The organism is Mycolicibacterium llatzerense (assembly GCF_025331195.1).
Lineage (GTDB): Bacteria > Actinomycetota > Actinomycetes > Mycobacteriales > Mycobacteriaceae > Mycobacterium > Mycobacterium llatzerense.
The window spans coordinates 1,191,582-1,215,437 of sequence record NZ_LXOV01000001.1 but is presented as its reverse complement, the minus strand read 5'-3'; the positions used below and the strand labels follow the sequence as shown (position 1 = coordinate 1,215,437).

The following is a 23,856-nucleotide window of genomic DNA, read 5'->3' as shown; positions in this document are numbered from 1 at the left end:
CGCAGAGTCATCGGATTGCGTTGCGGGGCCGGTGATCTGCGCATCGGAGGGCTGCGCTGCATCGGATCGATACGCTGGACCGGCTCACTGTGCGGTCGCGGCGCCGAGCGATTGGAAGACCGACCAGCGCGCCGGGGCCCGCGAAGGGCGCACCCGACCGCTGGTGGTGCCGGCCGCCGACACCGGGGAGCTTCCGCAGGCACGCGGAAGATGGCGTCGACTTCGGCGATCAGCGCCATCACCCCCGTGGGGTCATCGACACCCAGGGACATGGCCAGTAGCTCTGGCTCGGTGGGGCTTGGCGCTGCCGGCGCCGCCATCGTTGTGCTCTGCATCAGTGCTCACCTCCTCTTCCTGTTGTCAGCAGGTCGGCCATTCAAGATTGTGGGATGCGACCGCGCGAGACCCCGAATGTCGCTGCGGCAGCAATAAACCGGTCATTGACGGCGACTGGGACCCGGGGAACCGGGCTGGGCGAGGGAGCAGCAGCCCGGTTCCCCGGAGGGGACAAACCTGGGTCAGGCGCCGACCGGCTCCCTGACCGCACTACCGCCGCGCACCTGCTCGCCGTCCTCGGTGATCACGGTGGTGTCATCGATCGATTTGGTCGCATCGGGGCGGCCCACGGTGATCTTGCGGGGCTTGGCTTTCTCGGCCACTGGGATCACCAGGCGCAGCACCCCGTCGTGGTAGTCCGCGGTGATCCGGCCGGTGTCGAGGTTGTTGCCCAGCACCAGCTGGCGAGAGAACACCCCGCGGGGGCGCTCGGCGGCCAACATCTCCCGGGCCGGATCCACCGGGGCGCGTTCGGCGCGCACGGTCACCACATTGTTCTCGATATCCAGATCCAGCGAATCTGCGGAGATACCCGGCAGATCGAACTCCACATGGAACTCATCTCCGTCGCGCCAGGCATCCATCAGCATGCCCGCCGGGCGTGCTGCCGTGCCCAGCACCTGCTGGGTGAACCGGTCCAACTCCCGGAACGGGTCGGTACGCATCAGCATCGTGGCCACCTCCATCTGTCCTTTCCCTTGTGCCATCTGTTGCGTCAACCAGACTGGTTTATCTGTGCCATCTGGTATAGATTTTTATATAGCACTGGCAGATATCAGATGCAAGTGGGGAACGAGAAAAAGATTGTGGACCTGACCAACGACGGCGCCGCCCTGCCGAACCCGGCACCCGGACAGCGGATGCCCGCACCCGGCCACGGGGTGTACGGGATTACCGTGGCCGCTGAACTATCCGGCGCCCCAACACAATCACTCCGATTGTGGGAACGTCACGGTCTCCTGTCCCCGGCCCGCTCCGAGGGCGGCACCCGCCGATACAGCGCCGATGATCTGGCCCGCATCGAACGGATCGTCACCCTGGTCGCCGCCGGCGTCAACATCGCCGGCATCGGCCGCATCCTGGACCTACAAGACCAAAACGGCGACCTTCAAGATCAGAACAGCCAACTCGCATCGGACAACAGCGCATTGGAACTGCGCAACGCCGCACTACAGGCTGGCCAACAGACCCCGCTACCCACACGCACGCCCAGATCATCCAGACGCAGTGGCGCACGAAACACCGACAGGCACACGTAGCAGGAGGTGAGATGCATGGTGCGCCAACACCAGAGCTGACAAACCGAAGGAGGATCGGCGAAGCTCGTGGACGCGCGCACCTACCCGCTCACCGGAAAGTGCTGCGTTCGAAGGATTTACAGTGACATAGCGATCATCGACCTGTCCGTTACGCGCGGTGTGACGGTGATCGAGACCTTCGGCGTGTCCGTCGCCGACCTGCAACGGCGACTGGGCGTCGAGTTGCGCTTTCAGGGTATCGATACCGACCTCACCGCGACGGCACCATGACGGCCGGTCCGCTGAACGGTGGTGTCGAGAGCCGAGCTCGGAGCCGGCATCCGGACTCTGCGGCAGATTAGCTCGGCAGGCGTCAATGGGTGACCGAGGCCAACTCGGAGTGGCGTTGTCATGCAAAGGCAGGGGCTACGAAACGTTGGAGTGCGGCTTGCTCGGCACGATGGTTGGGTGTCGGCCACAGGGCTAGCGAAACAACCACGCGCACAATCCATTGCGCAGCCTCGGGATCGTTGGTGATGCCCGTCAGCTCAGCGGCAAGGTGGCTGAGCATGGGTGAGGCGTGCAATTCGCCGGGCTGAGGTGAGTGGCCAGACTCAAGCATCACGCGCCGCAGGGGATCGGATCTGATTTGTTCCAGAGCCACGCTGATTGCCACGATGACCCGCTGCTGGCCGCTCATGCCGACCACGGCGCTGCGGACGGTGTCGATAATGCTTGCCGCCAGGCGCAGTAACACCGCATCGCGTATCTGGGCTTTGCCACCGGCATATCGGTAGATCGTTGCGCGAGAACAATGCAATCGAGACGCGAGTGCATCAATGCCGAAGGCATCCAAGCCCTTGGCCAGGACCAGGTCGGTAGCTGCCGCGTAGATACGATCAGCCGCCGCAGCTTGTCGGTCACCGCCAACTACCCAGTCCTCGCGCACCATCAAATGCAGCGTCCCTCCGCGTGTCGATGCAGGCGTCGTTTCTCAAATCTGAGACGAATTGATCGTCATGTATCAGTATCGGCGCTGATCAACGCACGCGCAATGAGACACGAGCAAAAACAGCCGCATGCTGCACATTGCGACTTGCGCCAGCTCCATTGACCTACAGATGACTTCACGGTCAGCGTGAAGCGATGACTACGTCCGACGGCGCGCTCGGCCTCACACTGTTCGATGACCAGTACGTTCAGAACCCGCACCCGCTCTATGCGCAGATGCACCGGGCTGGACCGGTGCATCGAATAGGAGCATCCAGCTTCTACGCGGTCAGTGGCTGGGAAGCGGTCAACGAGGCTGTCACGCGCTGCAGGGACTTCTCCTCGAACCTGACGGCCACCATGATGTATCAGCCCAACGGAACTATCTCAGCATTTCACGTCGGCGAACTCGGTGGACAGACACAAATACTTGCTACCGCCGACGAGCCCGCTCACGCCATCCATCGCAAAGCACTCCTGCCGCAGCTCGCGGCCAAACGCATCCTGGCGTTCGAACCGTTCATCGCCGACACCATCGCTCGCCTCTGGGACACCCATCTCAACGACCGGCATATCGAATGGATGGGCAGCATCGCCAACAGGTTGCCGATGATGATCGTCGGCAGAATCATCGGCGTGCCCGACGACGCTACCGACAAACTCATCCAATGGGGCTACTCGGCCACACAAATAGTCGAAGGTCTTGTGACACAAGAACAAATGGATGCCGCAGGTGTCGCGGTCATGGAACTGGCCGCCTACATAATTGATCAGTTCGAGCACGCCGCAGCGAACCCCCAAGACAACCTGCTCGGCGACCTGGCTACCGGATGCGCCACCGGCGAACTCGACAACCTGGTCGCGTTGGCCATAATGATCACGCTGTTCAGCGCCGGCGGAGAATCGACCGCATCTCTCATCGGCTCAGCCGCCTCGATACTCACCACCCACCCACATATCCAGCGCCAACTGCGCGAGCAGCCGGAACAACTCGGCGTGTTCCTTGAAGAAGTCCTGCGCTACGAACCGCCGTTTCGCGGGCACTACCGCCACGTCGTCAACGACACCGAACTCGGTGGGATGCAGCTTCCAGCGGGATCACGGCTGCTCCTGTTATGGGGCGCCGCCAACCGCGACCCGGCACAGTTCATCGAACCCGACGAATTCCGGCTCGACCGGCCAGCAGGCAAGGGGCACATCACCTTTGGAAAGGGAGCGCACTTCTGCGTGGGAGCGGCACTCGCCCGGCTGGAGGCAAGGATCGTGCTCAGTCACCTACTTGACCACACCTCGAACATCACAGCGTCATCGACTGGCCAATGGCTCCCAAGTCTGCTGGTCCGGCGCCTCAAACAGCTTGATCTACTCGCTAGTTGAGCCAATGATGTTGAACCACAACATATTTGATGCGCACTTCCAGTGCAAATCCTTCGGCGATATAGCCGGCGTCCACACTGTGCACTGCGAGATGTCGCTGCCGCCATCGGGCCGCCGAATGGGCGTGGCCGACGGCGCCTCACATACACGAACAACCTTGCCATCAAGTCGCGATCGCTCTGAGCGCGCGCCCAGTTAATGGCAACGATTCTGAGCCACGGCACATTCGTGGTGGCCTGGCTATCGTCGGCGATGTCGATAGCCTGTGCGGCGAAATCCCAAGTGAGGGTTGCTCCAGCACGACCCGACAGCCGACCGCGGGCTATCCGGACTTGAGCTCTCCCTTGACATCGGTCGACATTGCGGCAGTCCCGTCGCTTCGGTGGTCGAAATTGTCGCGGCACTCGCCAAGAACATCAACGCTGACGTGCGCAACCGGTGGGTCATTGGGCAGCGGTGGCGGTATCACCCAAACCTGCACATCGACGCCATCGCGTTTGAATGTGGCAGCGTGCGAATGAAAGTCAGGATCCGTCCGCCAACCACGTTCCCGCAATCGGCTGAGGACTGATTCGGGAGTCACTTCACGGGACCGGTCGGCCCCAGGCATCCACAACCCCATACTGACGTGACCTCGGAACGGTGCTTTGCCGTAGTCGTTGCACGAGTCGTACCCGAACTTCGCCTCAGCCACCTCGGCACCCAGGTCGGTAACCACCTGGCGGGAGACGTCAATGACCTGGCGGCGCGCTTCCTGCGGAGAAATTGGATTCAGCACGAAATCAGAGCACCCCGTCACAGCCAGCAGCGCCAGCAGCGCCGCAGAAACTCGTATGCGTGTCAATCGTCATTTCTCCCTGTCCGTTTGGCCTCAAGGCTAAGTGCCCGGGGGCACCGTATGGCGATGGTCGTTGTGGGGAATACGTGGCAGTTCCGGATCGACCACCGGGGGAATGGGCGACCCCGGAAACGGCGGGAAGTACGTCTTGTGGCGATGCTCAGCGGTCATGCCGTCATGCTCGAGCGCGTCACCGTGCCCCGACACGATGTCGGCGACGCTGAACAACGACTCCGATCCAGGCGTGAAGTACTCGCTGTGGTCATGGATCGGATTGATGCTGACGCCCGGCACCTCTGCGTGGAATCGGGTGGAACCGTACCCATCCATGGCTGGGTCGGCCCCTAACCCGACGCCGGGCACGTTGATATGTTCCCGCCCAAAATTCGTGACGGGATCCGACGAGGCCGCCCCCACATAGAGGTGTCCACCGGGCGGCAGATGGAAATCGGCTGCCGACTTCGCGAGGTCAGTTCCGGGGCACCCGACCAGGATGACGTCGTCCGCGCGCATGCCGTACCCGGCCGCCGCGTCGGCGACCGTGGTCGACCCATATGAATGACCGATCACCGTGGTATGCGAGTGCGCGCCCTCGTGCGTGACCCCCAACGCATTGACGTCCGCAGCAAGAATCTGTGCACCGTCGCGGGCCATGAACGGCTCGGCTACCCCTATGCCCTTGAGGTCCAGGCCCGGAGCGTCGTACCCCATCCACTGCATTACCGCCGTGGAGCTGCCTGGATCCGCCTTGTTCGCCTCGTTGAACACGTTGACGGCGGTGCCGTCTGCCATCGCCCCGCCTGCCACGGAGGTGGTGAAGCCGGAGACCATCACCGTGGTGTTCTTGGCCTCATCGGGGTTACCAAGCGCGATCGCAGCCGAACCCTTGCCACCAAATGCTTCGGGGTCGTACTTCACCAGGAAGGCCTGGGGTGTCTTGCCGCGGGCGTCCTTCGCGTCGGCGTCCTTGACGAATGCTTCGTTGATTTTGCAGGCGTTTTTGTAGCGATCCATGGTGGGGCCGGTCAGCCCGTAGAGCTCAGGGTGTGCGAGAACCTCATCCCTGGTTACGCCGCGGGATTCCGCGATGGTGTCAGGCAGATGGAGGTCGCGCTCCCAGACCTTCCGGTTGGCCTTATCCCGGTCCACGATCGGAATGCCGTTGAGGTTGCCCAACTTGTCGGGCCACTTATCCCGCAGTTCGGCCTGCTTGTCCGGCGGCAGCGAATCCCACCACTTCTTGACGTCCTCGGGGCTCTTGTCGGTCGGGATTTGCGAGCCGTCGTCATAGGGTGGCTTGTCCTGCGGTAGGTCGCCGAAGCCGAGCTTGGCCGGCGAGCCGTCCAGGCCGCCAACCGCGGTGCGCAGATTCTGGCTCAGCTGCCGGTCGGTGGTGTCGAAGCGGGCCAACAGCGCCTTGACCGTGACGGAGTTGCTCGCCGCGAGCTGGAGCACTTTCATCTCATTGACGGTGCTGGCCTTGGCGTATTGGTCCAGTGGGCCGCCCGGACGCACCCCGACCGCGCCGTCAGGGGAGACTTGCCAGCCCTGACCAGTGAGCTGACTGACCGTATTGACCACGTTGACCCGGTCCGCTGCGAGTTGTGTGCCGCCAACCTGCAGCACCGCCTGCGCACGGCCGAGGGCATCGTGGATCTTCTGCATCCGTGCCATAGTCGGTTGCACTTTGGCGACCGCGGCATCAGAAGCGGTGCCCTGCCAGCTGCCCCGCAGCCCATCGATCGTGGCGCGCTGCGCGTCGATCTGGCCGGCCAGCCGCGACGCCTTGCCACCCAGTTCAGCTGCCGACTCAGTCAACGACTCCGGCCGCGACGCCTCCACCTGCGGCACCGTCACCGTCATCAGCGTCCCCGGGCCTCAGCAGCAGCCGATTGAACAGCGGCACAGACGATCACCGGATAAGCCGGTGCAAGCGCTCACCGATTTCCTTATCGGCTCGCTGATACTTGTCAGCGGCCGTCGACAACTTGCCGGCATGTGACGCCAACTCCTCGTGCGCCGCCGTAGCCGCGGCATTGAACAACTCGCCGACTAGTCGGCACCCGGACTCACTATGGAGCCCAGACACTCCCTCCCCAGCGCTGCTCATCGACTCATGTACCGCCATCGTCGATATGAACGTCGCTACCTCTGTCTGCGCCAGCGCAGCATCACGCAGTGCCTTCGGAACCACCCGCAACACCCCCGCCACACACCCAATCGTAAATCCACCCGCGACCCCATCAATGCACCTATTTGGGTCTTCCTCGGGTTGCGTGGCCGAGCGAGGTCGTTCGCGTATCCGCAGCACGAAACCGAGCCCACCGCGATCGGAACGTAGTTGGAGCGTGAAACCTACCGCGCCATATTCGTGAACCGCGAGAAGTGAAGCTGGTGTGCCACAGTGATATTCGCGGTCGGGCCGTTACGGTGCTTGCCCAGGATGATGTCGGCTTCACCACCGCGCGGATCGTCGCGGTCGATGGAGTCCGGGCGGTGCAGCAGCATGACCATGTCGGCGTCCTGCTCCAGCGATCCGGACTCACGAAGGTCCGATACCTGCGGGCGCTTGTCGGTGCGCTGTTCGGGACCACGGTTCAGCTGGCTGATCGCGACCACCGGAACCTCGAGTTCCTTGGCCATCAGCTTCAGCGACCGCGAGAACTCCGAGACTTCCTGCTGCCGGGACTCGAACTTCTTACCCGAGGTCATCAGCTGCATGTAGTCCACGACGATCAGCCGCAGCTGGGCCTTCTGGTGCAGACGACGGGCCTTGGCCCGGATCTCCATCATGGTCAGGTTCGGCGAGTCGTCGATGTACAGCGGCGCCTCGGAGATCTCGCTCATGCGGCGGGCCAGCTTGGTCCAGTCGTCGTCGCTCATGCGGCCCGAGCGCATGTCGCCCAGCTTGATCTTGGCTTCGGCCGAGAGCAGTCGCATGACGATCTCGGTCTTGCTCATTTCCAGCGAGAAGATGACGCTGGCCTGCTGGTGCTTGATCGAGCAGGACCGCATGAAGTCCAGCCCGATCGTCGAATTGTGCGTGGGCACCATCGACCGCCCGGCCAGGTACAGGTGGGCCGGGTTGTCGACCTCGACGCAGCGCACCGGCACCGAATCCACCCGGCGCACATCGGCAATCGTCACGGGGCGGGTGAGCACGGCCAGCCCACCGGCGGTCAATGCCGGCTCGAGCCGGTCCGCGCCGGGCCGCAGGGTCGCGGTGGTGACGATGCCGCGGCCGGTCGGCCACTGGTGCGATGCGTCGGCCACGATGGTGGTGCCATCCGAGAGGTCGATCTCGTAGCACGGCCGCTCCTCCATCACCGGAGTCGCGGCGACCACGCGGGTGGGCCGTCCGCTGGCGTCGATCAGCTCGTCGCCCACCGAGACGTCACCCATGGTGGTCCAGCCGCCGGGCGTGGGCAGCGGGGTGTCGAGCGCCAGCGCCTTACCCACACCGGGGCGCGCGGCCACGATGATCATCTGCCCCGGGTGCAGACCGTTGGTGATCTCGTCGAGCTCGGTGAAGCCGGTCGGGATGCCACGCGAGATACCACCATTGGAGGCGATGGCGTCGATCTCGTCCATGGTGGGCTGCAGCAGCTCCTCCAGGACGGTGAAATCCTCGCTGCTGCGGGTCTGGGTGACGTCGTACATCTCGGCCTGCGCCCGGTCCACCAGATCGGCGACATCGGCGCCTTCAGCGCCCGCGTAGCCGTACTGCACGACGCGCGTGCCGGCCTCGACGAGACGGCGCAGCGTGGCCTTCTCCGCGACGATGCCGGCGTAGAAGCCGGCGTTGGCGGCCGTGGGCACGGTGGAGATCAGGGTGTGCAGATACGGCGCGCCACCGATGCGCTTGAGCAGACCGCGACGGTCCAGCTCCGCGGCGACAGTGACGGCGTCAGCGGGCTCCCCGCGGCCGTACAGGTCGAGGATGGCGTCGTAGACGTTCTGGTGTGCCGGCCGGTAGAAATCGCCGGGGCGAAGGCGCTCCAGGACGTCGGCGACCGCGTCCTTGGACAGCAGCATGCCGCCCAACACCGACTGCTCGGCAGCCATGTCCTGCGGCGGTTGCCGGCCGAAATCCTCGCTGGGCGGCTCCTCCATGTCGGACCGACCCAGGTCGTCAGCGACAGCCACGAAGCGCTCCTCTTCCCCCGAAAACCAACAGCAAACAAACGTTCGAACGAGCTACTCGTGACCGTACTTCACCCTGCCGACAGACCGGGCTCGCAAGCCGCTCACCTGCCGTGCGACGCACCACGTTAGGCGTTGCTGGAGCAGTCCGGAACCGCCCCTGTTAGCAACCCTGTGGATGAAATGTGGAAAGACGTGGACAACGATGTTGAGCGCTTGGGGAGAACTTGTGGAATACCCGCGAGTAAATTCCCGAACTTCCAGGTCAACGGCCTATATATCGGCTCTGAGCCTGTGCATGAGAATTGGTGCGGCGTGTCGTGCCGGGTAGCCATCTCGGGCGTGTTGTGTTGCGGGCGCGTAGCAGAAAGGGGCCGCGCAGGTTAACAGCCGGCGTAGATCACTGTTTGCAGATTGGCTGAAAAAATTCGCCCGCTGTCAACAGAAAACGCCCGAGCGAAGTCAAAGATTGACTCCACCCGGGCGTTCTGCTGTTTGAGCTACTGCATGCCTATCCGGCGACGACAGCCAGCGACACCGGCACGTTGACCGACGGGTGCAGACGCACCGCGATCTTGTGGGTGCCGACCGACTTGATGTGCGCCTTGGGCAGCTCGACGGTGCGCTTGTCGAGGTTCGGGCCACCGGCCTTCTTGATCGCGGCGACGACGTCGCCCGCGGTCACCGAACCGAACAGCTTGCCGCTGTCGGCACCGGCCTTGACAGCCAGCGACACGGGGCCGAGGGCCTCGATCGCCTGCTTCAGCTCGTTGGCGTGGTCCAGGTCGCGAACCGTCTTGGCGTCGCGCGCCCGACGGATCTCGTTGGCCTGGCGCTCGGCACCACGGCTGGCCAGGATGGCCAGGCCGCGGGGCAGCAGGTAGTTACGGCCGTAGCCGTCACGAACCTCAACGGCGTCGCCGGCCGAACCCAGGTGGTCGACCTCGGTGGTCAGAATGAGCTTCATATTTCTCAGTCCTCCCTATCGCGTCGACGAGCTGAACGGAAGCAACGCAACCTCACGGGCGTTCTTCACGGCGATGGCGATGTCGCGCTGGTGCTGCACGCAGTTACCGGTGACGCGACGGGCACGGATCTTGCCGCGCTCACTGATGTAGGTCCGGAGCAGTCCGGTGTCCTTGTAGTCGATGATCTGCGCCTTCTTGGAGCAGAACACGCACTTGCGGGTCTTGACCGGCTTTTCCGGGGCCGGACGCCGCTTGGTGGCCTTAGCCATGTGTTTCTCTTTCTGGGTCTAGCTGGTTTCCCAGCCAATTACGTGGATCAGAAGGGCGGCTCGTCGTCGGCGCCGCCGAACGAACCCGATGCCGGGGCGCTGCCCCACGGGTCGTCGGCCGGAGCGCCGCCGCCACCGGCGGGCTGGCGGGAACCGCCGCCGCCACCGAAGCCGCCACCACCGCCGCCACTGCGGTTGGCCTTGTTCACCTTCGCCGTCGCGTACCGCAGGGACGGGCCGATCTCGTCGACCTCGACCTCCATCACGGTGCGCTTCTCACCCTCACGGGTCTCGAACGAGCGCTGCTTCAGCCGGCCGGTCACGATGACACGCGACCCCCGGGTCAGGCTCTCGGCGACGTTCTCGGCCGCCTCCCGCCAGATGTTGCAGCGCAGGAACAGCGCCTCCCCGTCCTTCCACTCATTGCTCTGCCGGTCGAACATCCGCGGCGTCGAGGCCACGGTGAAGTTCGCAACGGCAGCACCGGACGGCGTGAAGCGCAGTTCCGGGTCAGCGGTCAGGTTTCCGATAACGGTGATGGTGGTGTCACCAGCCACGAGATCCTCCTGGGACGGATTGAGTGAATTAGGCGCGAGCCTACGCAAGGCTCGCGACAAATCCGCAGAGCTTCGGTGCTTCTAGTGCTTGTCGGTCCGCAGGACCTTGGTACGCAACACCGACTCGTTCAGGTTCAGCTGACGGTCGAGCTCGTTGACCGTGGCCGGTTCGGCCTTCACGTCGACAACCGCGTAGATGCCTTCACCGTGCTTGGCGATCTCGTAAGCCAGCCGGCGGCGGCCCCAGATGTCCACCTTTTCGACGCTGCCGCCGTCTTTGCGGACGACGTTCAAGAACGTCTCCAGCGACGGAGCTACGGTGCGCTCGTCAAGTGTGGGGTCGAGAATGACCATGATTTCGTATGGACGCATGTGGAACCCATCACCTCCTATGGTCGTGTCGGCCACGGCGTGTTCCGTGGCAGGAGGGTCGCCTGCGTCGGCAACCGGGTCAGGTTACCCGAAGAGCCCCTGAGCTGCGAAATCGGCGCTCAGAAGTGCCGCACTGACGGAGCCGTAAAGATCGATAGGCTGGGTGCACGATTGTTGTCGGCGAGGGGGACGCATGACCTATCCGCAGGGGCCTTACGGCCAGGGGTTCCCCGGGCAGCCCGGCTACCCGCAGCAGCTGGGGTATCCGCCCGGCTACCCCGCGCAACCCGCCTACCAGCAGGGATACCCGCAGCCGGGCGCCTATCCCGGCGGCCATCCGGGCAGTTTTCCGCCCGCACCCCTGCCGCCCGCGTCGACTGGCGGGGTCGGTGGAGTCATCGCTGGCGTGCTGTCGATCATGGGCGGACTGCTGCATGGCTGCCTCGGTGCCATGGCCTTGGCGGAGTCCCTCACGAAAGAACCGGGCCCCTTCACCACCCGCTCTTCGTCGCACGTCGGCCACTTGTTCCTTGCGATGTCGGTCGTCGGCGGCCTGCTGATCCTGGTCGGAGGCTTCATGCTGCTGTCGCGCAAGCCGGCCAGTCGGTGGCTCATCGGCATCGGATGCGTGCCCATCTTCGCGTTCGGGCTGGGAGCCTTCCTGGCGGCGAATGCGGACGGGGCCGGCCCTGTCGGGGTGATCGCCCTCCCGATCGTGATCTTTTCGGTGGCGACCGTCGTGCTGACCTTCCTACCCTCGACCACCCGATGGATGCACGCCAAGCGGAATCTCACTGCGCCGCAGTACTTTCCGCAGTATCCGCCGTACCAGGGCTGAGTCGGGGCCAGCCGTCCGCACGGGGCGTTGACCGTGCGTCTACGCAGACACTCACTCGACCTTCTGCTGCGTCAGTTCACAATCAACGCAGGAGTCTTCTGTCACCCCGGCATACGCGTCACGGCCGATAGGCTGACTTCACAGCGTTTTGTCAGCGAGGGGGACGCATGACGTATCCACAGGGGCCCTATGGCCAGGGATTTCCGGGGCAGCCGGGGTATCCGCAGCAGGCGGGGTATCCACAGGGCTACCCGGCACAGCCCGGCTACCAGCAGGGATACCCGCAGCCGGGTGCCTATCCCGGCGGCTATCCGGGCAGTTTTCCGCCTGCGCCCATGCCGCCCGCGTCGCCTAGCGGGAGCACGGCAATCAGTGCCGCGGTGCTGTCGATCCTCGGCGGACTGGTGAATGTCGGTATCGGGCTGTCTGGCTTTTTCGCCGTCATCGCGATCAAGAACGACTCCCCCGTCAACTTCTCCGGCGGGACTTACGCGCTCGCGCTCGTCTTCACTCTGATCGGCGTGGTGGCCGGACTCCTCCTCCTGGCCGGTGCCACGACCTTGCTGCTGCGTAAGCCGATCAGCCGCATGCTCGTCGCAACCGGATGCGGTCTGGTGATCCTGGGGACGTTGATCAGCTTCGGCCTGCACGCCGCCATCACGGAGTACCAAGGCGGCCCCCGATTCGGATTCTTGGGCCTCGTCTTCCCGATCCTGACCATGGCGTTGGTCCTGCAGCGTTCGACCACGGCATGGATTCAGGCCAAGCAGAATCCCGCGGCGCCGCAGTACTTTCCGCAGTACCCGCCGTACCAGGGCTAAATGGATCAACCTGGGGTCAGAGGGGAAACATGACGTATCCGCAGTACCCGCAGCCAGGCGCCTACCCCGCCCCGCCGGCGGCACCGGCCCAACCGAGCGGCGGCACCGCGATCACCGCCGGAGTGCTGGCGGCATTGGGCGGATTGCTCGGCCTCGGCCTCACCGCCGTCTCACTGTTCTTCCTGATCGCCATCGCATCGATCGGCAGCAACTTCGACCATTCTGATCTCGAACTCCTCGACAGCATCTTCGGCGTCCTTGCCATCGGAATGGTCGCCGTGGTGATCATCGGGTTCGTGCTCGGCACGCTGCTGAGCGTGTTGCTCATCGCCGGCGCAGTGCTGCTCTTTCGACGCAAGATGCTCGGCCGGTGGCTCGTGGTCAGTGGATGTGCGGTCGCCATCGTGAGCAACCTGATGACCTCCGTCTTCACCACCGCCGTGACGTCGGATGGCCGGTACTCGCCCGAAAGTGTCGTCAGTGCCTTTGTCGGCCTGGCATTTCCGATCATCACGATGGTCCTGGTGCTGCTGCCGTCAACCACCGCGTGGATCAGAGCGGGGCAGAGTCAGGCTGCACCACAACAACTTCCGCAGTATGCGTATTACCCGCCGTATCAGGGCTGAGTCGGGGCCGGCCCTCCCCGGCGTGTTCGATTCCGGGCCGTCAACTTTCCTTGACGTCAAGGAAAGTTGACGGCTCCAGATCGAAGTTGCCAAGGGAGAGAGCGACGGACGAGAACCTAGGACTCGGCCGTCTTCTTGATCGCGGCCAGCGTCACCGGGATGCCTTCCTTCGCGTACTTCGTGCGGAGTGCGATCTGATGCTCGGCGTCGTCGGGCCAGCGCCCGTGGAAGCCCTCGATACCGGCCGGCAGGAACTCCCACGACTGCGTCAGCCGGGTGCCGTCGTCTACGGGATCGACGGTGAAGCCCCACCGCACCCAGCCGCCGTTGACCTCCCACACGAACTCGCGGCCGGGCTCGGCGACGACCACCTGGCTGCGGGTCTCCCAGGTCCGGTCGCCCTCCTCGTTGCGGCCCTTGAACCAGGCGCCGGCCACCGGGCCGCCGTCCTCGTCCTCCCACCAGCACTCTTTGCACTGCGGGCTCCACTGGCCCATGTTGGTCACGTCGGAGACCAGCGCATAGAGGGTCTCGGGATCGGTGTCGACGACGATGGAATCGGAGAAGGTCAGGTCAGTCACGCCTCGACCCTGCCACCGAGCGCGACAGAACGCAGCCCCTTTATGCCGTGGGCGCAAGCTCCGGTTCAGGCTCGGACGCGGGATCGGGTTCTGCGACGGCCGCCGGGCGCGGACGGAGCCGGGCGGGCAACCAGCGCGGCGGATTGTCGTCGGCTTCGTCGAACACGCCGCCGGACGGATCGTCCACCCGGCCGCCCCAGCGGACCAGGTCCACCTCCGGCCGGTAGATGGCTCGAATCACCAACGCGCACAAGCCGATCACCGCGATGTCCCGCAGCAGCACGGTCGTGGTGAAGAACTGTTCGGGCAGCCCGAGCTTGGGGTCGTCGTACAGATACAGCATCCGCGGAATCCAGATCAGTGCGTCAATGGTCATCCACGCCAACAGGATTCGACGATGCGGCAGCGCGAGCGCAGCCAGCGGCACCAGCCACAGCGAGTACTGCGGGCTCCACACCTTGTTGGTCAGCAGGAACGCCGCGACGACCAGGAACGCGAGCTGCGCCAGCCGCGGCCGCTGCGGGGCCGTCCACGCGACGTAAGCGATTGCCGCACAACACAGGACGAAGAGCACTGCGGTGACGGTGTTGAGCACCGTCGGCGGTTCCCAGAACCCGAGGTTGGTGTCGAAGCCGCTCCAGCCGGTGAAGGACTTCACCACGTTGTACAGCGAGTCCATGTCGTCCCCGCGCCGGGTGTTGAGCCGGAAGAACTCCGACCACCCGCGCGGGTACATCAGCATGATCGGCAGGTTGACGGCAATCCACGTCACCAGCGCGGCGATCGCGGTCTTGACCACGGGCCGCCACTTGCCGGTCCGCACCGCCAGCATCGCCAGCGGGATCAGCAACAGCAGCGGGTAGAGCTTCAGGGCCACGCCGACCCCGATGAGCACCCCGGCGACCACCGGTTTGCGGCGGGACCAGGCCAGCATGGCGCCGGCCGCGCACCCCGTCGCGAGCGCGTCGAAGTTCGTGAACGCCTGGAAGATCAGGATCGGCGACCCCGCCACGATCGCGGCGTCCCAGACCCGTCGGCCGGACATTCGCATCGTCGCCCAGACCGTGGCCATCCACGCCAGGGCCAGCCCGAATGCCGAGATGTTGAAGAACATGATCACCTCGGCGACCACCGGTATCCGGACCAGTTTCGACAGCGCCGTGTAGGTCTTGGCCACCGACATGGACGCGTACTGGTACATGCCCGTCAGCACCGGGTATTCCATGTAGCGGATGGCGCGCGTGCCGTCGTACTGGATGCGCGGCTTGTGCGCGCTGTCGGTCTCGATCCAGCTGGACTTGTACGGGAACTTGCCCAGGTTCAGCAGCTCCGCGGTGTACAGCGGCACGGTGTCCGAATAGCAGAACTCGTAGTAGGCCCGCTGGTTCTGCCAGTTCGCCACCCGCTGATCGGCGGTGCCGGAGCCCGTCGTCACCAGGCACGGCGCCTTCGTGGTGTAGCCCAGCCCCAGGAAGACGAGCGCGATCAGCAGCATCACCCGGAACGGGGTCAGGAACGGCGCCCGCCCGATCATGGCGTGCCGGCCCACCGGCCCGCCCACGACACCGGACAGCGCGGCACCCAGGACGTCGGTGCGGCTGGGCAGGTCGCGGTCGTCGGCGCTGCGCAGGTCCCGGGCCAGCCGGGCCGGCGAGACCGTCGGGGCGCCGGGCTCGTCTGGTTCCTCGACCGTCACGGCGGCGGCGGGGGGCCAGGCTGGTTCGGGTCACCGCCGCCAGGAGGCGGCGCATCCTGGTGCGGGCCGACCTGCATGGTCGTCGGCGGACCGAACGGGATGGTGATACCCGGGGCGATGACGAGCGTCGGCTGGACCACCGTCTCCGATGGCGCGCCCGGCGGCGGCCCCTGCGGGTCATCGGGCGCCGGTGGCTTGATCACCGGGGCCTGCGGGACGCCCGCGTACCCACCGATGGCAGTCGGCTTGGGGAACGACTCGTTGTCGGTGCCCTTCAGCGCGCCGTCCATCGTGGATTTCCAGATGTCCGACGGCAGCCCCGAGCCGTACACCGGTCCGCCGCCCTTGTTCACCAGTGGCTGCGTCCCGGCCGTCGTGCCGACCCACACCGCGGTGGACAGCGACGGCGTGTAGCCGACCATCCACGCGTCACGGTTGGCGCCGGTGTCACCGAGCTGCACGGTGCCCGTCTTGGACGCCGAGGCCCGGCCGCCGGCCAGGTTGTGGCCGCGGGAGTATCCGGCGATCGGCTGCATCGCCGAGGTCACGTTGTCGGCGACGGCCTTCGGAATCCGCTGCTCACCCGAGCCGTCCTGCGACGACGCGTCGAACAACACCTGCCCGTCGCCGTTGACGACCTTCTGCACGAAGTGCGGCTTGTGATACTGACCGGACGCGGCGAGCGTCGCGTACGCCGACGCCATGTCCAGCGCGCGGCTCTGGTACTGACCCAGCACCACACCGTTGTTGGGCGGTCCGCCCTTGCCGTCCTCGGACAGCGTGTGCTCGACGCCGGGGAAGCTGTCGGCGACGCCGGCCTTGTGCGCGGCGTCGGCGACATCCTGCGCGCCGTGCTTGAGCTTGAGCATCAACCGGTAGTAGCTGGTGTTCAGCGACCGCTTCAATGCCTCGGCGATGCTGCAGGTGCCGCAGCCCTCGCCCTCGACGTTGGTGATGTTGATGCCGTTGACCGTCACCGGTGAGCTGTCCACCTGGTAACCCAGGCCGATGCCCTGCTCCAGCGCCGCCACCAACGCGAAGACCTTGAACGACGAACCCGTCGGCAGACCCGCCTGCGCGAAGTCGAAGCCGTTGGCGTCGGAGCCGCCGTAGTACGCCTTGATGCCGCCGGTGTGCGGATCGACCGACACCACCGCCGCCCGCATGTCGTCCGCCTGGCCGTCCAGGTACTTCGACACCGCATCCTCGGCGGCCGACTGCGCCTTCGGGTCGATGGTCGTGGTGACCTGCAGCCCCTCGGTGTTCAGCGCCTGCTCGTTGATGTTGAAGATGCTCTGCAGCTCCTTCATCACCTGCCGCTGGATCAAGCCGTTCGGGCCCTCGGTCTGGTTCTCCTGGCGGGCCTGCTCCGGCGGCACGGTGGCCGGGAACTTCTGCTGTGCGCGGTCCTCCTTGGACAACGCGCCCATGGTCACCATGCCGTCCAGTACCCAGTTCCAGCGCTCGGCGGCGCCCTCGGGGTCGACGGCCGGGTCCAGGGTCGACGGCCGCTGGATCAGAGCAGCGAGCAGCGCGCCCTCGGCCACGTCGAGTTGCTCGACCGGTTTGCCGAAGTACGCCTTCGACGCCGCGCCGATGCCATAGGTGCCGCGGCCGAAATAGATGATGTTCAGATACGCCTGCAGCACTTCGTCTTTCGACCACTGCCGGGACATCTTGGTGGCGATCACCAGCTCCTTGGCCTTGCGGACCAAGCCGCCCATGCCGGAGCGGGCATCACCGACCAACGCGTTCTTCACGTACTGCTGCGTGATCGTCGACCCGCCCTGCAGGTCGCCGCCGAAGATGTTGTTCTTGAACGCGCGCGCGAAGCCGGAGAACGAGAAACCGGGGTTGGTGTAGAAATCGCGGTCCTCGGCGGCCATCACCGCGTTGCGCACATGCACGGGAATCTGGTCGATGTTGACGTCGACCCGGTTGCCTTCCGGCGGGACGAACTTCGCCAGTTCGGTGCCGTCGCTGGCCAGGATGGTCGACACCTGGTTGGTGCGGATGTCACCCGGCTTGGGGATGTCGACGATGAGGTACGCCATGCCGAACGTGACGATCGGCAGCACCAGCAACACGACGATGCCGGCGTAACAGAGCCGCCGGAACAGCTTCCAGTTCCACTTGAACTTCGGCAGCTGGGGTCCGCCGGACTTTCCGCCGCCGGTCCGCGGGGGCGGTGGCGGCGGCGACTTCGGCGGCGGGTTCATGCCGCCGCCCGCGCTCATCGGGGGCTGGCTCGGCCGTTTGGTGCCGTCCAGCGCCGCCTTCACGGCGTCGATCGGATCCCGCAGCCGCGGGTCGTCGGCCTTCCCGACCGACGGCAGGATCATGGTGCGCCGGTCATCCGGCGGCACGGGGCCAGGGCGACCTTGCTGCGCGCCGGCGGCCGCTCCTCTGGTCGCGTCGTCGCCGGACCGGCTGTGACGCCCAGCCCCACTCACTCCGTCACTCACTGGCGGTGCGCGCTTTCGAGCGCGCCGCGCGCGTGCCACGAGGCTTCGCCGACTTCGGGGGACTCGGCGTCCCTAATACATATGACTTGACCAAATGATTCCAACTGCAAGTGCGGCATACCTCCACCACGTGAACCGCGAATTCGTCGAACTTGGCGGCCAGCAGGACGAGCTCCTCGGTGGAGCGGGCCGAACCCGACACCGCCCCGAGGTGATCGCCGAACACCCACGACACCAATGTCAGTGGTTCCTTCCGGCAGATGGGGCACATCACCGAACTGGACCGGCCATGAAATTTTGCTGCGCGCAGCAGGTAGGGATTGGCGTCACACACCTCGGTGACGCCGGTACGGCCTGAGTAGACCTCGGCCAGCAGCGACCTGCGCCGGAGCGCATAGTCGACCACCTGCCGCTGCAATCGCACGTTGACCAGAGTACGTCGGGCAGCTGGACGCCGATGCGTGATGGCACGCATGTAGCCGGGTTGTAGCCAGCTTGAGAGGTGCAGTGGTAGACGGCTTGTGGCCGGGCTCACGCGGCCGTGCCACCTGACCTTTACTCTTTCCCGGTGGCCACCGCAGCGACCCGGGCGAAAGACAGCGACCGCAACGACACCTGCCAGATTCTGGACACGGCGCTGGCCGACGGCCAGTTGTCGGCCGAGGAGCACCGGCAGCGCGTCGCAACGGCCACCAAGGCCGTCACCCTCGGGGAGCTGCGCTCGCTGGTGACCGATCTGCAGACCGGGAACTCGTCGGTCAAGCTGCCCAAGTTGAAGACGGGCGCGGGCCGCGCGGTGCCGTCGACCGGCTGGGGCGTGCTGGCCGCCGGCGCCGCGGTGATGCTCGTGGTCGGTCTCGCGATCGGCTGGGGTGTCTACGCCGCGCCCGGTCAGTCGCCGCTGAGCGCAGCCGAAGACCCCGGCGCCAAGCCCGACGGGATCGCGCCGATCGTGCTGACCCCGCCGCGCCAGCTGCAGTCGCTCGGCGGGCTGACCGGGTTGCTGACCCAGATGAAGAAGAAGTTCGGCGACACCACCGGCTATGAGCTGAACATCTACGGGGACTACGCGATCCTCGAGCGCCCCGACCCGGGCGAACCGCGCCGAGTGCTGCGGTACGACTACCGCGGAGGCTGGGACGACCCCGACACCACCTCGGTGAGCAGCGACGAGCGCGTCGTCGACCTGGGCAAGTTCAACGTCGAGAAGATCGCCGGAATCCTGCACGGCGCCCCCGAGACCCTGGGCATCAAGCGCAACGAGATCAACACCGTCTACATCTCGATCAAGGCCGGCAAGGACATCACGGCGCCGCAGGACACCGTCGAGATCTCGATCTACGTGTCCGGCAAGTTCAACAACAGCGGCTACATCAATCTCGACCCGGACGGCAACCAGAAGCAGATCAACTACCCCGGCTGATTCGCCCCATGTTCGGGCCGCGTTGACGCCCGCATCGAATGCCGTTCATCTCCATGTGAGCGCTCGATTGGCTCCGTATATATCGGCGCGATACTATTGTGCGAGGTGTTGAGGCGTCGTAGCGCCTGATAGGTAACGCCGTCAGTCAAATCGGGAGGTGACACTGTGCTGGAGCTGGCCATCCTGGGGCTTCTGCTGGAGTCCCCCATGCACGGCTACGAGCTGCGCAAGCGCCTGACCGGACTATTGGGAGCCTTCCGGGCTTTTTCCTACGGCTCCCTCTACCCGGCGCTGCGTCGCATGCAGGCCGACGGCCTGATCGTCGAAGACGCCGCACCGCTCGGTTCGACGAAGGTGCGCCGCGCGCGCCGCGTCTACCAACTCACCGATACCGGCAAGCAACGGTTCACCGAACTCGTCGCGGACACCGGCCCCCAGAACTACACCGACGACGGATTCGGTGTGCACTTGGCGTTCTTCAATCGGACGCCCGCCGAAGCCAGGATGCGAATCCTGGAAGGGCGGCGCCGTCAGGTCGAGGAGCGTCGCGAAGGTCTGCGCGAGGCGATCGCACGGGCCAGTAGTTCACTCGACCGCTACACCAGCCAGCTGCATCAGCTCGGTCTCGAGTCCAGTGAGCGCGAAGTGAAATGGCTCAACGAACTGATTGCAGCCGAGCGCGTGGCGCAGGGTCACGCCGACCAAACCTGAGCGCTCACGCCCCGGCGAACGCACTGAAAGAGTAGGAAAAGGAGACCGTCACATGTCTGAGTCGAACGAGGTTCGGGTCGCAATCGTCGGCGTAGGCAACTGCGCGGCATCGCTCGTCCAGGGCGTGCAGTACTACCAGAACGCTGACGAGAACACGATCGTGCCGGGACTGATGCACGTGAAGTTCGGCCAGTATCACGTGCGCGACGTGAAGTTCGTGGCCGCGTTCGATGTGGATGCCAAGAAGGTCGGCTTCGACCTGTCCGAGGCCATCTTCGCTTCCGAGAACAACACCATCAAGATCGCGGACGTGCCGCCCACCAATGTGACGGTGCAGCGCGGCCCGACCCTGGACGGCATCGGCAAGTACTACGCCGAGACCATCGAGGTGTCCGACGCCGAGGCCGTCGACGTGGTCAAGGCACTCAAGGACGCCGAGGTCGACGTTCTGGTCTCCTACCTGCCCGTCGGCTCGGAAGAGGCCGACAAGTTCTACGCGCAGTGCGCCATCGACGCCAAGGTCGCGTTCGTCAACGCGCTGCCCGTGTTCATCGCCTCCGACCCGGTCTGGGCCAAGAAGTTCGAGGACGCCGGTGTGGCGATCGTCGGCGACGACATCAAGAGCCAGGTCGGCGCCACCATCACCCACCGCGTGATGGCCAAGCTGTTCGAGGACCGCGGCGTCGCCCTGGACCGCACGTACCAGCTGAACGTCGGCGGCAACATGGACTTCAAGAACATGCTCGAGCGCGAGCGCCTGGAGTCCAAGAAGGTCTCCAAGACCCAGGCCGTCACCTCGAACCTGACCGGCTCGCTGGCCGACAAGGTCTACGACAAGAACGTCCACATCGGCCCGTCGGACTACGTCGCGTGGCTCGACGACCGCAAGTGGGCGTACGTCCGCCTCGAGGGCCGCGCCTTCGGTGACGTGCCGCTGAACCTGGAGTACAAGCTCGAGGTCTGGGACTCCCCCAACTCGGCCGGCATCATCATCGACGCCGTGCGCGCCGCGAAGATCGCCAAGGACCGCGGCATCGGCGGCCCGATCCTGCCGGCCTCGGCCTACCTGATGAAGAGCCCGCCGGAGCAGGTCGCCGACGACCTCGCCCGCACTCAGCTGGAAGCCTTCATCGAGGGGTAAATATCGACGTCAGAGTGGGCGGCCAGGTGAAACCTGGCCGCCCACTTTGTATTTGGTACGCCGGGATGATCGGGTCCGGCGCTGTGAGACTGGCCACAACCGCCCTCCTCAAACTGGAACTAGTCCAGAAAATGGGACTAAGCTACGGACTCGTAACCAACATCCGATAGTGACCCGAAGTGAGGTTCCCGTGGCCCTGATCAACAAGCAGATCAAGCCGTTCTCCGCCACCGCGTACAAGAACGGCACCTTCATCCCCGTGTCCGACGCCGACATCGCGGGCAAGTGGGCGATCTTCTTCTTCTACCCGGCCGACTTCACCTTCGTCTGCCCGACCGAGCTCGGCGACCTCGCCGACCACTACGAGGAGCTGCAGCGCCTCGGCGTCGAGGTGTTCTCGGTGTCCACCGACACCCACTTCACCCACAAGGCGTGGCACGACTCGTCCGACACCATCGGCAAGATCCAGTACGCCATGATCGGCGACCCGACCCTGCAGATCAGCACCAACTTCGAGGTGCTCCGCGAGGACCAGGGCCTGGCCGACCGCGGCACCTTCCTGGTCGACCCCGACGGCGTCGTCCAGTTCACCGAGGTCACCGCCGAGGGTATCGGCCGCAACGCCGCCGAGCTGGTCCGCAAGGTCAAGGCCGCCCAGTACGTGCGCAACCACCCGGGCGAGGTCTGCCCGGCCAAGTGGGAAGAGGGCGAAGAGACCCTGGCCCCGTCGCTGGAACTCGTCGGCAAGATCTAGCTCTGCACTGTTGGTTGACGGTGCGGGTCTGGTTCGTCCGGCCCGCACCGCCCATCAAAACTGTTTTCCACCAATATCTTTCGGGCCACGAATGGCCCTGCCAGTCCTCTCATCGATGGAGTTGATCCGCATGCTCGACACCTCACTCGCCGGCCAGTTGAAGTCCCTGCTGGAGCGCCTGACCGCGCCCATCGAGCTGGTGTCCTCCCTCGATGACGGCCCCAAGTCCACCGAACTCGCCGCACTGCTCACCGAGATCGCGGCGATGTCGGACAAGATCACCTACTCGCGTGCAGACGACGACGCCCGTCGGCCATCGTTCGCCATCCGCCGGGCCGGCACCGACGTCGAGGTCCGGTTCGCCGGCATCCCCCTCGGCCACGAGTTCTCGTCGCTGGCCCTGGCCCTGCTGCAGGTCGGCGGATACCCGTCGAAGGAAGCCCCCGAACTGCTCGAACAGGTCCGAGGCCTCGACGCCGACCTGCACTTCGAAACCTACTTCTCGCTGTCCTGCCAGAACTGCCCCGACGTGGTGCAGGCACTGAACCTGATGGCGATCCTCAACCCGCGCATCACCCACGTCGCCATCGACGGCGCGCTGTTCAAAGACGAGGTCGAGCAGCGCAAGGTACTGGCGGTGCCCACCGTCTTCCTCAACGGTGAGGTGTTCGACTCCGGCCGGATGACCCTCGAACAGATCATCGGCAAGGTCGACGTCGGCGCAGCGCAGCGCACCGCCGAAGCGATCGCCGAGAAGGACCCCTTCGACGTGCTGGTGATCGGCGGCGGACCCGCAGGAGCGGCGGCCGCAATCTACGCTGCCCGCAAGGGAATTCGCACCGGCGTGGTCGCCGAGCGATTCGGTGGTCAGGTCCTCGACACCATGGCGATCGAGAACTACATCTCCGTCCCGCACACCGAAGGACCGAAGTACGCCGCGGCGCTGGAAGCCCACGTCGGCGAGTACGACGTCGACGTGATGAACACCCAGCGCGGCGCGAAGCTGCTGCCCGCGATCGACGAGGGCGGGCTCATCGAGATCTCGCTGGAAAGCGGCGCCTCGCTGACCGCTCGCACCGTCATCCTGTCCACCGGCGCCCGCTGGCGCTCGATGGACGTGCCGGGCGAGGCCGAGTACCGCAACAAGGGCGTCACCTACTGCCCGCACTGCGACGGACCGCTGTTCAAGGGCAAGCGCGTCGCCGTCGTCGGCGGTGGCAACTCCGGCGTGGAGGCCGCGATCGACCTTGCCGGCGTCGTCTCCCACGTGACGCTGATCGAGTTCGATTCGGTGTTGCGCGCCGACGAGGTGCTGCAGCGCAAGCTGCGCAGCCTGCCCAACGTCGACATCCTGCTGAGCACGCTGACCACCGAGGTGCTCGGCGACGGCGATCAGGTCACCGGCCTGACCTACCAGGACCGCACCACCGGCGAGGCGCACACCCTCGAGCTGCAGGGCGTCTTCGTCCAGATCGGCCTGCTGCCCAACACCGAGTGGCTCGAAGGCAGCGTCGAACTGTCCAAGCGCGGCGAGATCGTCATCGACGAGCGCGGCCAGACGTCGGTCCCCGGCGTGTTCGCCGCCGGCGACTGCACGACGGTGCCGTTCAAGCAGATCGTCATCGCGGCGGGAGCCGGTGCGACAGCGGCACTGTCGGCGTTCGATCACCTGATCCGGACCTCCGCCCCGGTCGGCAGCTGAGCGCTCCCCG

24 protein-coding genes are annotated in these 23,856 nt (G+C 65.4%); 11 read left to right on the top strand and 13 right to left on the bottom strand.

Annotation, left to right across the window (positions count from 1 at the left end; translation table 11 throughout):
• Window positions 1-518 precede the first annotated feature (518 nt).
• Window positions 519-1,007, bottom strand: coding sequence for an Hsp20/alpha crystallin family protein (locus tag A7G45_RS06150; protein WP_260938012.1), 489 nt, complete (start codon window positions 1,005-1,007; stop codon window positions 519-521).
• Between the two features lie 189 nt (window positions 1,008-1,196).
• On the opposite strand from A7G45_RS06150, the gene A7G45_RS06145 reads away from it, so the two are divergent.
• Complete coding sequence (locus A7G45_RS06145; protein WP_260938010.1) at window positions 1,197-1,595, top strand: MerR family transcriptional regulator; 399 nt, start codon at window positions 1,197-1,199, stop codon at window positions 1,593-1,595.
• Window positions 1,596-1,661: 66 nt separating this feature from the next.
• On the top strand, window positions 1,662-1,865 hold the full coding sequence (locus A7G45_RS06140) for a hypothetical protein (RefSeq protein WP_260934902.1): 204 nt from the start codon (window positions 1,662-1,664) through the stop codon (window positions 1,863-1,865).
• Window positions 1,866-1,983: 118 nt separating this feature from the next.
• Here A7G45_RS06140 and A7G45_RS06135 read toward each other — a convergent pair whose 3' ends face one another.
• Window positions 1,984-2,526 (bottom strand): TetR/AcrR family transcriptional regulator, encoded by a 543-nt coding sequence (locus tag A7G45_RS06135; protein WP_260934899.1) that lies wholly within the window; start codon window positions 2,524-2,526, stop codon window positions 1,984-1,986.
• Window positions 2,527-2,720: 194 nt separating this feature from the next.
• Here A7G45_RS06135 and A7G45_RS06130 point away from each other — a divergent pair, with 194 nt between their 5' ends.
• Window positions 2,721-3,941: a cytochrome P450 gene (locus A7G45_RS06130; protein WP_260934897.1), complete on the top strand. Its 1,221-nt coding sequence runs from the start codon at window positions 2,721-2,723 to the stop codon at window positions 3,939-3,941.
• An 877-nt stretch (window positions 3,942-4,818) separates the two neighbouring features.
• On the opposite strand, the gene A7G45_RS06125 is transcribed toward A7G45_RS06130, so the two are convergent.
• The 7 genes from A7G45_RS06125 to rpsF all read right to left on the bottom strand — a co-directional run bounded on the left by A7G45_RS06125 (window position 4,819) and on the right by rpsF (window position 11,088).
• Window positions 4,819-6,636 (bottom strand): alpha/beta hydrolase, encoded by a 1,818-nt coding sequence (locus A7G45_RS06125; protein WP_260934895.1) that lies wholly within the window; start codon window positions 6,634-6,636, stop codon window positions 4,819-4,821.
• A gap of 55 nt (window positions 6,637-6,691) precedes the next feature.
• Window positions 6,692-6,973, bottom strand: coding sequence for a type VII secretion target (locus A7G45_RS06120; protein WP_260938008.1), 282 nt, complete (start codon window positions 6,971-6,973; stop codon window positions 6,692-6,694).
• 161 nt (window positions 6,974-7,134) lie between these two features.
• Window positions 7,135-8,925, bottom strand: coding sequence for a replicative DNA helicase (gene dnaB / locus A7G45_RS06115; RefSeq protein WP_043986349.1), 1,791 nt, complete (start codon window positions 8,923-8,925; stop codon window positions 7,135-7,137).
• Between the two features lie 508 nt (window positions 8,926-9,433).
• Window positions 9,434-9,889 (bottom strand): 50S ribosomal protein L9, encoded by a 456-nt coding sequence (gene rplI / locus A7G45_RS06110; RefSeq protein ID WP_043391573.1) that lies wholly within the window; start codon window positions 9,887-9,889, stop codon window positions 9,434-9,436.
• A 15-nt stretch (window positions 9,890-9,904) separates the two neighbouring features.
• Window positions 9,905-10,159, bottom strand: a complete 255-nt coding sequence (rpsR, locus tag A7G45_RS06105; RefSeq protein WP_043391572.1) for a 30S ribosomal protein S18 — start codon at window positions 10,157-10,159, stop codon at window positions 9,905-9,907.
• Between the two features lie 47 nt (window positions 10,160-10,206).
• Window positions 10,207-10,716 (bottom strand): single-stranded DNA-binding protein, encoded by a 510-nt coding sequence (locus A7G45_RS06100; RefSeq protein WP_043391569.1) that lies wholly within the window; start codon window positions 10,714-10,716, stop codon window positions 10,207-10,209.
• Between the two features lie 81 nt (window positions 10,717-10,797).
• Window positions 10,798-11,088: a 30S ribosomal protein S6 gene (gene rpsF, locus A7G45_RS06095; protein ID WP_043391567.1), complete on the bottom strand. Its 291-nt coding sequence runs from the start codon at window positions 11,086-11,088 to the stop codon at window positions 10,798-10,800.
• A gap of 193 nt (window positions 11,089-11,281) precedes the next feature.
• On the opposite strand from rpsF, the gene A7G45_RS06090 reads away from it, so the two are divergent.
• The 3 genes from A7G45_RS06090 to A7G45_RS06080 all read left to right on the top strand — a co-directional run bounded on the left by A7G45_RS06090 (window position 11,282) and on the right by A7G45_RS06080 (window position 13,373).
• Window positions 11,282-11,926 carry a hypothetical protein gene (locus A7G45_RS06090; RefSeq protein WP_260934884.1) on the top strand — a complete coding sequence of 215 codons (645 nt, stop codon included), beginning with the start codon at window positions 11,282-11,284 and terminating at the stop codon, window positions 11,924-11,926.
• A gap of 167 nt (window positions 11,927-12,093) precedes the next feature.
• Complete coding sequence (locus A7G45_RS06085) at window positions 12,094-12,747, top strand: hypothetical protein (RefSeq protein ID WP_260938200.1); 654 nt, start codon at window positions 12,094-12,096, stop codon at window positions 12,745-12,747.
• A 29-nt stretch (window positions 12,748-12,776) separates the two neighbouring features.
• Window positions 12,777-13,373, top strand: a complete 597-nt coding sequence (locus A7G45_RS06080; RefSeq protein WP_260934881.1) for a hypothetical protein — start codon at window positions 12,777-12,779, stop codon at window positions 13,371-13,373.
• A gap of 116 nt (window positions 13,374-13,489) precedes the next feature.
• Here A7G45_RS06080 and A7G45_RS06075 read toward each other — a convergent pair whose 3' ends face one another.
• The 4 genes from A7G45_RS06075 to A7G45_RS06060 are packed head-to-tail and all read right to left on the bottom strand — an operon-like array spanning window position 13,490 to window position 18,539.
• The gene (locus A7G45_RS06075; protein ID WP_260934878.1) at window positions 13,490-13,954 is read right to left on the bottom strand and encodes an SRPBCC family protein; all 465 of its coding nucleotides are present in this window, start codon (window positions 13,952-13,954) and stop codon (window positions 13,490-13,492) included.
• Window positions 13,955-13,994: 40 nt separating this feature from the next.
• A complete protein-coding gene (locus A7G45_RS06070; RefSeq protein ID WP_260934875.1) occupies window positions 13,995-15,650 on the bottom strand; it encodes a glycosyltransferase family 87 protein in 1,656 nt (551 codons plus the stop codon).
• On the bottom strand, window positions 15,647-18,103 hold the full coding sequence (locus A7G45_RS06065; protein ID WP_407667529.1) for a transglycosylase domain-containing protein: 2,457 nt from the start codon (window positions 18,101-18,103) through the stop codon (window positions 15,647-15,649). Before A7G45_RS06065 ends, A7G45_RS06070 begins: the two co-directional genes overlap by 4 nt.
• A 4-nt stretch (window positions 18,104-18,107) precedes the next feature.
• Window positions 18,108-18,539, bottom strand: coding sequence for a DUF5318 domain-containing protein (locus A7G45_RS06060; protein ID WP_043391555.1), 432 nt, complete (start codon window positions 18,537-18,539; stop codon window positions 18,108-18,110).
• A 144-nt stretch (window positions 18,540-18,683) separates the two neighbouring features.
• On the opposite strand from A7G45_RS06060, the gene A7G45_RS06055 reads away from it, so the two are divergent.
• The 5 genes from A7G45_RS06055 (at window position 18,684) to ahpF (ending at window position 23,846) form a co-directional block, all read left to right on the top strand.
• Complete coding sequence (locus A7G45_RS06055) at window positions 18,684-19,538, top strand: DUF1707 SHOCT-like domain-containing protein (RefSeq protein ID WP_260934872.1); 855 nt, start codon at window positions 18,684-18,686, stop codon at window positions 19,536-19,538.
• A gap of 165 nt (window positions 19,539-19,703) precedes the next feature.
• On the top strand, window positions 19,704-20,249 hold the full coding sequence (locus A7G45_RS06050) for a PadR family transcriptional regulator (RefSeq protein WP_043391550.1): 546 nt from the start codon (window positions 19,704-19,706) through the stop codon (window positions 20,247-20,249).
• Between the two features lie 52 nt (window positions 20,250-20,301).
• Window positions 20,302-21,390, top strand: coding sequence for an inositol-3-phosphate synthase (locus A7G45_RS06045; protein WP_260934868.1), 1,089 nt, complete (start codon window positions 20,302-20,304; stop codon window positions 21,388-21,390).
• A gap of 190 nt (window positions 21,391-21,580) precedes the next feature.
• Complete coding sequence (gene ahpC, locus A7G45_RS06040) at window positions 21,581-22,144, top strand: alkyl hydroperoxide reductase subunit C (protein ID WP_043391547.1); 564 nt, start codon at window positions 21,581-21,583, stop codon at window positions 22,142-22,144.
• A 130-nt stretch (window positions 22,145-22,274) separates the two neighbouring features.
• Complete coding sequence (gene ahpF / locus A7G45_RS06035) at window positions 22,275-23,846, top strand: alkyl hydroperoxide reductase subunit F (protein WP_260934865.1); 1,572 nt, start codon at window positions 22,275-22,277, stop codon at window positions 23,844-23,846.
• Window positions 23,847-23,856: the final 10 nt, after the last annotated feature.